Origin of the sequence: Microcoleus sp. MON1_C5, assembly GCF_036701875.1 — a bacterium.
Lineage (GTDB): Bacteria > Cyanobacteriota > Cyanobacteriia > Cyanobacteriales > Microcoleaceae > Microcoleus.
The window spans coordinates 1-3,216 of record NZ_JAUBRN010000138.1 but is presented as its reverse complement, the minus strand read 5'-3'; the positions used below and the strand labels follow the sequence as shown (position 1 = coordinate 3,216).

General features: G+C 39.9%; 2 protein-coding genes and 3 pseudogenes. All 5 read right to left on the bottom strand.

From position 1 onward, the window contains the following. Nucleotides 1-790: 790 nt before the first annotated feature. Nucleotides 791-976 (bottom strand): annotated as a pseudogene (locus QUA71_RS28960) (transposase); the annotation flags it as partial. After that, nucleotides 955-1,306 (bottom strand): annotated as a pseudogene (locus tag QUA71_RS28955) (transposase); the annotation flags it as partial. The pseudogenes QUA71_RS28960 and QUA71_RS28955, both read right to left, overlap by 22 nt. Nucleotides 1,307-1,329: 23 nt before the next feature. Then, nucleotides 1,330-1,875: an IS630 family transposase gene (locus QUA71_RS28950; protein ID WP_333290425.1), complete on the bottom strand. Its 546-nt coding sequence runs from the start codon at nucleotides 1,873-1,875 to the stop codon at nucleotides 1,330-1,332. A gap of 175 nt (nucleotides 1,876-2,050) precedes the next feature. Beyond that, nucleotides 2,051-2,308, bottom strand: coding sequence for a helix-turn-helix domain-containing protein (locus QUA71_RS28945; RefSeq protein ID WP_333290427.1), 258 nt, complete (start codon nucleotides 2,306-2,308; stop codon nucleotides 2,051-2,053). 57 nt (nucleotides 2,309-2,365) lie between these two features. Further along, nucleotides 2,366-3,142, bottom strand: a pseudogene (locus QUA71_RS28940) (IS630 family transposase); the annotation flags it as partial. Nucleotides 3,143-3,216: the final 74 nt, after the last annotated feature.

Sequence of the window (3,216 nt, the reverse complement as noted above, 5' to 3'; positions counted from 1 at the left end):
TTCCACATGGTAATCATGATGACTTAATTCTATGCAGTCTTCAGGGTTTTTCACCCTTACCTCTTTTCGGTAGTGTCACCCGAGGCAATGGCACCACCCCCATACCATCCCCTGCTCGGGGGTGTTGCACAAAGGTGCCTCATATATTTGCCCCCTCACTCCCCCTCGACAATATACAAACAAAAGCTTCTCTGATTTAGGAGCTTTTGTTTTAGCTTTTAAAGGGAACTTACCCCACACACTAGATCGCGAGAGGTTTTAAACCCCGAGCGCGCGGTCTTTCCGGGTGAGAGCCTTCACCTGATACATGACTACAAAGTCAGAGCAACTCCCAGTCATACCAATTTCCTAAAGTCGGGCTACAGATAAGGCATCTAACATGAATTCCCATCCTGTCAAAGAAGCAATGATTTCTTTAGTCAACTTTGTGAGAGCCTTCACCTGACTGGAGTTGAGACTAAGCACAAATTTACTCAGCGTTAGCTGAGCATAAATTATGGTGAATTTAGAGAGAGATTCCCAGGTTAACTGATGGATTTTGGTGATTTTTGAAACCGACCTTTACCCTTTTTGACCACAGGATAGCGACATCTAGGAGTGCGAGGTTTTCCTGTTTGCCATCCGTCTGAATTTCCTCGCCGTTTGGGAGCAACAGCCGGAGTTCCAATCTTGATTAAAAGTGGAAGCATTGATTGTACAACCCTTCCAGGTGTCAATTGAGGCAGAGACTTTTGCCAGGGCAAATGAATTTCTCTCACTAGATCTTTAGCTATAGCAACCGCCTAGGCGGTTAGGACACAAGACGTAAAACATCTTCGATCGCATCTCGTAAACAATTAAACCGCTCTAGTTGTTTGCGGATACGACTTTTCAACCAAGACCAGCATTGTTCTATTTTGTTGAGGTCTGGGGAATAAGGGGGTAAGTAGAGCAATTGACAGCCTGCATCCTCAATCAGTTGAGAGATATAGCAACCGCCAAGGCGGTTAGGACGCAATGCGTAACACATCCAAGGGTCGCCTCTGGTAAACAATCAAACTGATCTAGCTGTTTACGAATTCGACTTTTTAGCCAAGACCAACATTGTTCAATGCAAGTTGAAATCTGGAGAGTACGGCGGTAAATATAACAGTTTACATCCTACACTTTGAATCAATTCCTGAATCCGACCGCCTTTATGAAATGTGGCATTATCCATCACTACCACCTGCCCTTTAACCAGTGTTGGAACTAAACTTGTTTCCAGCCACATTTCAAAAACTGTTCGATTACACGCTCCCTCTATCGTAAAAGGGGCACTCAATTTATGGTTATACCAATTCTCCAAAATTATGCAACAGTTGCTAGGGCTGATAAAATATAGTCCCATCCGGCTATAGATGCTATTTCTTCCGTTGAAAATTCCCCAAGAAAAGCGGAAACTTTTTCTTTAATACTATCTAGATTTTTATATATTTCACAACTCAGTTCTTGTTTTATGTGTGACCATATTCTCTCAATTGGATTCAATTCAGGGCTGTATGGTGGTTGAAAAATCAGTAAAATGTTATGCGGTATTTTTAGGCTACTACTATGATGAAACTTACGATTATCCAATTGGATAACATTTAAATAATCGGGATATTTCTCGGCTAGTTTATCTAAGAAAATTTGAAAACACATACCATCTAAATGTGAGAACTCCAACCAAAAACTTTCTCCTGTGTGTGGCGCAACTGCGCCATATAAATAGTAAGCTTTAAAATTCCCTTGAACTAAACCTATTGGTTTAACTCCCAAAGCTGTAATTCTTTTCCTTTCAATTGTTTTTAAGCCAATTCTACTTTCATCTTGACACCAATATTTCAGCCCATTTTTTGCTGGTTTTGAGGTCATATACTCCAGCCACCCAGCGATTTTTAGTAATTTATGTAGTTTTTTTTAAACTCGATACCTGCCGCTTTATCTTTCTTGATGCTCGAACGTCTTGGTACTTTTAATTTAGCTTTCATTCGATAGTGTAATTGCTTGTGTAATGTTTGATACTTGACTGATATTTTATATTTGTCTTCTACCCACTTACCAATTTCTTTATAACTTTTAAATTCACATGATTTCTAACTTGATTTCTGTGATAACCAGCTATTACAGCTTTAGGAATTACTCTGGGTCTACCAGTTGATTTTCTTATTTTTAGCAGTTCGGGCAGACCACCAACACTATATTGTTTTAACCATCTATTTACAGTTATCCTATGTACCCCTAAACGTTCTGCTACATCTGTAAGGCTTGGACTATATCCTGCTTTTAACCAATAAAGTGCCTGAATTTTTGTCGGGCGAGTTAAGTAGGTAGGCGGGAAAATTTAGCTTTATGTGACGAAACATTAAGTAGCAGGATTCGAGTTAAATTTAACACGTTGTGTGCGGTAGTTTCCTCTTTCTCCTCTAACTTCTACTCCATGAATTACGGCGTACGCGAGCTCTAATTCATCGTCAAACATTTGTCCCGCTAATTCATCTTTTTTAAGATGTTGCCACTCTAATTCAATTGGGTTCATTTCGGAACAATATTTGGGCAAGAAAAAGATATATAAACCCTGATTTTCCCACTTCGACCACAACTGTTTGACTTCATGACATCGATGTATGGGGCCGTTGTCTTGTACTATTACTCTTAGTCGTCCAATCTGAGCAGCTTGTTGGGCTTCTTGCTCCATCATTTTGATATAAGCTTTTCGATCGACACCCCCCATTACTAAACCGTAAACAAAGCTGATTTTATGTTGAATAAGCCCTACAATACTTAATCTACGACCACGCCTTTTCGTTTGTTCTAGCCGCTTTTGTTCACCTCGTTGATAATAAGTATAGCTTGGTTCACTCCACGCACAAAATCCTGATTCATCCAAATATTTTAAGTCGATTTCTCCCGCAGCCGCTGCCCATTCCAACATATCTAGGTCTGGAGAGCTTTATTTCTCGTACAATGGGGTTTTGTTTTCCTTTATGGCTTTTTCTCGCTCGTTTCCAAATAAACCCTTTTTTTTTAGTATGCGTCTTAATCGGTCGGGGCTTAGTTTAATAGAACGCTCTTTTTCTAATTTCTGAGCTAGTTGAACACTGTTGTATGTACGTGGTTCGTTTTTGAGGCATTCTTCTAACCCTCTTTTGTCACTCTACGCAGAGGAAAACGTGCCATAAGGGATATTGAGGTTTTGAAAAATTGAACGAGTTA

Excerpts from the sequence above, each read along its gene's own strand:
- QUA71_RS28950 (WP_333290425.1), bottom strand. The coding sequence starts at position 1,875 with ATGACCTCAAAACCAGCAAAAAATGGGCTGAAATATTGGTGTCAAGAT.